This window comes from Arthrobacter tecti, from assembly GCF_054511355.1.
This window is the reverse complement of sequence record NZ_JBTNCT010000033.1, coordinates 1-2,202: the sequence shown is the minus strand read 5'-3', so window position 1 is coordinate 2,202 and position 2,202 is coordinate 1. Positions and strand designations below refer to the sequence as shown.

Below are 2,202 nucleotides of genomic sequence, written 5' to 3'. Positions count from 1 at the left end.
GCGGAGTTCTCCTTCTGGGCAATCACCGCGAGCGTACTGGTATTCCTCGGCATTCCCCTGCTTGCAGGTTTCCTGACCCGCACGCTCGGAGAAAAGATCAAGGGTCGTACTTGGTACGAGGACCGGTTCCTTCCGAAACTCGGCCCATGGGCGCTCTACGGGCTCCTCTTCACGATCGCGCTGTTATTCGCGCTGCAAGGCGACGAGATTACATCAAATCCGTTGGATGTTGCCCGAATTGCCTTGCCTTTGCTCGTCTACTTCGTGCTTGTCTTTTTCGCGGGAATGGTCCTGGGGCGGCTACTGAACCTTGGATACGCACGCACCACAACGCTGGCGTTCACGGCGGCCGGCAACAATTTTGAACTGGCCATCGCCGTGGCGATTGGCACCTTCGGGGTGACATCCGGGCAGGCGCTGGCCGGCGTCGTCGGGCCGTTGATCGAGGTGCCCGTCCTTATTGCCCTTGTCTACGCTGCTTTGTGGGCGCGTTCGCGGTTCTTCTCCGACAAGCAGGTCCTTCAACCCACCGTCACGAAAGCCTGATTATGACCGAAACAAACACCTCCGCCCCCAGCGGGAACAAGCCGTCCGTCCTCTTCGTCTGCGTCCATAACGCCGGCCGGTCACAGATGGCAGCTGGATACCTGTCCCACCTTGCCGAAGGCCGGATCGAGGTGCGCTCTGCGGGCTCCCAGCCAGCGGACCAGATCAACCCCGCTGCCGTTGAAGCGATGGCAGAAGAGGGGATCGACATCACGGCCGAATCACCGAAGATCCTGACGCCCGAAGCAGTGCAGGCCTCCGACGTCGTCGTCACCATGGGATGCGGCGATGAGTGCCCCTACTTCCCGGGCAAGCGCTATGAGGACTGGGTACTTGAGGATCCTGCAGGCAAAGGGGTGGAGTCCGTGCGCCCAATCCGCGACCAGATCAAGGAGCGGATCGAGCAACTCATCTCGGAACTGCTTCCGTCGCACGCTGACAACCAGTGATTGGAGAAACGCACATGCCGCAGAACGAGAATCTGCCGATAGCCATCATCGGCGCCGGCCCAACGGGCCTCTCTGCAGCAGCTCACGTCCTGGAACGTGGACTGATTCCCCTGATCTTCGAAAAAGGTAGCGCGGTGGGTGCTGCTATTCGGCAGTGGGAGCACATCCGCCTCTTCTCACCGTGGCAGTACAACGTGGACCCAGCTGCCCGAAGAATGCTGGAGGCGACAGGCTGGCAGGAACCGCGCCCCACTGCTCTGCCCTATGGCCGGGAACTCATCGAGTCCTATCTTGAACCGCTCGCCGCCATACCGGCCATCGCCGGTGCGTTGCAGTTGAACTCCGAAGTCCTTGCTGTCACACGGGTAGGGATGGACAAGACCCGGACCAAGGGCCGCGAAGAGCAACCGTTCCTTGTCCGGGTCTCCGGTCCCCGCGGCGTACATGATCACCGCGTCCGCGCAGTGATTGATGCATCCGGAACCTGGAGCCAACCAAACCCGCTCGGGCAGGCCGGGCTCCCTGCTACGGGGGAGGATGCCGCGGGTGACTTCCTCACCGAACCTCTACCGGATGTTGTCGGCAATGCACGATCCCGTTTCACCGGAAAGCGGGTCATGGTCGTCGGAGCGGGACACTCGGCAGCGAACACGCTCCTCAGCCTCGGCCAGGTAGCAAAGGCGGAGCCGGGAACAAGCATTGTCTGGGCAGTTCGGGGGAGTGGGTCGGCGCAGAGGCTTTACGGCGGGGGTGACCTGGATGGTCTTCCTGCCCGCGGCGCACTAGGAAGCAGGCTCCGCTCGCTGGTGGATGACGGCGTCGTCGAGCTTCGAACCTCATTCACCATCACCGCCCTGAAGCACGACGACGGCGCGCTGACCGTGACGGCTTCCACGCCGGACGGCGAACGTTCAGTAGACGTGGACGTCCTGATTCCCGCCACCGGCTTCCGGCCGGACCTGGAGATCCTGCGGGAGCTGCGTCTCGAGCTGGATCCGGCTGTGGAGGCGCCCCGCGCCCTGGGTCCACTCATCGATCCAGAGTTCCATTCATGCGGAACCGTCCCCGCCCATGGCGCCGAAGCACTTTCACACCCGGAGAAAGACTTCTACCTCGTGGGAATGAAAAGCTACGGCCGGGCGCCCACATTCCTGCTCGCTACCGGTTATGAGCAGGTCCGGTCAGTAGTCGCGGCCATCGCCGGTGA

Annotated in this window: 3 protein-coding genes; all 3 read left to right on the top strand. The window is 62.6% G+C overall.

Features of this window, described 5'->3' with window-relative positions; translation table 11 throughout:
* On the top strand, window positions 1–546 hold a 546-nt coding region (locus tag ACX80C_RS19260; protein ID WP_459328077.1), incomplete at its 5' end, for an arsenic resistance protein.
* A 2-nt stretch (window positions 547–548) separates the two neighbouring features.
* Window positions 549–995 (top strand): arsenate reductase ArsC, encoded by a 447-nt coding sequence (locus ACX80C_RS19255; protein WP_459328076.1) that lies wholly within the window; start codon window positions 549–551, stop codon window positions 993–995.
* Between the two features lie 14 nt (window positions 996–1,009).
* The coding region (locus ACX80C_RS19250) for an FAD-dependent oxidoreductase (RefSeq protein WP_459328075.1) at window positions 1,010–2,202 on the top strand (1,193 nt) is incomplete at its 3' end.